The 1,063-nt window shown below is 72.1% G+C and carries 2 protein-coding genes; both read right to left on the bottom strand.

The window, feature by feature from the left end:
* On the bottom strand, positions 1-423 hold a 423-nt coding region (locus tag G6026_RS06815), incomplete at its 3' end, for an ATP-binding cassette domain-containing protein (protein WP_182612726.1).
* Positions 423-1,063 (bottom strand): ABC transporter permease subunit (locus tag G6026_RS06820; RefSeq protein WP_206682012.1); only part of this gene is annotated, 641 nt, incomplete at its 5' end. The genes G6026_RS06815 and G6026_RS06820, both read right to left, overlap by 1 nt.

A 1,063-nucleotide genomic window follows, 5' to 3' on the forward strand; every position in this document is an offset into this window, starting at 1 on the left:
TGGTCGTCGACGCAGCCATCCCTCCTCGACGGGGAGCCCCAGGTCCCGCGCGTAGCGTATTCCCAGGCCCGGGCGGGCCGCGTTCTCCTCGACGAGTTGATCGACCCGGCGCCACGGTGTCAGCGCCACGCCCGGATCCTGGTCCACGAGGCAGCTGCGGCGGCGGAGTCGGCGCAGCTGCCGGGGGCTCGCTCCCAGCGCGTCCACCCCGTCGACGAGGACCGATCCGGAGGTCACCCGCAGGCCGGGGGAGACGTCGCCGACGGCGGCGTGGGCGAGGGTCGATTTCCCGGCACCGGACTGGCCCACCACGACCAGGCGCTCACCGGGCTCGACGTGCAGGCGCGGCACCTCGAGACGCCGCGCGCCGCTTCGGTCCCGGATCACCAGGTCGCGCACGGAGAGGGTGGAGGCGGTCACCATCAGATCGCCCCGTGCCCTTCCCGGTCGGCCAGGAGTGCAGGCGGCACCGTCAGTAGCGCGATCCCGATGGCGGGCACGACGACGGACCACGGGTTGAGCGTCACCCCGGCGATCGAATCCCGGACGGTGGACGCCCAGTCGTCACCACCCCCTCCCACCCCGCCGCCGAGGAACGCCAGCGTGCTCACCAGGTAGACGGCGCTGGTGAAGCGGACAGACAGTTCCGTGAGAAGTGGTCGCGACAGGCCCGGGATGACCTCCCGGACCGTCACGTCCAGTCTCGTCCGTCCCTCCGCACGCGCGACCTCGACGAACCCGGAGTCGAGAAGGGGTGCGCTCGCGGCCTCCAGATAGCGCGAGCTCACCGGGATGAACAGCAGCGTCGTCACCGCCGCCACGACCACGGCCGAGCCGTTCCCAGCAGTCGCCACGACCAGGATGACGAGCACCGGGGGGAGGGTGACCAGCACGTCGGTCGCGAATCGGACGACCGGTCGCAGTGCGGGGATCCAGGCGAGTGTCAGCCCGACGGCGGCTCCGATCGCGGTCGACAGGACCGCCGCCGTCACGGAGATCGTCACGAGCGGGAGGTTGCCGTGAAGGGCTCGTGACAGGACGTCCCGTCCCAGCCGGTCGGTGC

It is taken from the genome of Dietzia sp. DQ11-38-2 (assembly GCF_014145055.1).
Lineage (GTDB): Bacteria > Actinomycetota > Actinomycetes > Mycobacteriales > Mycobacteriaceae > Dietzia.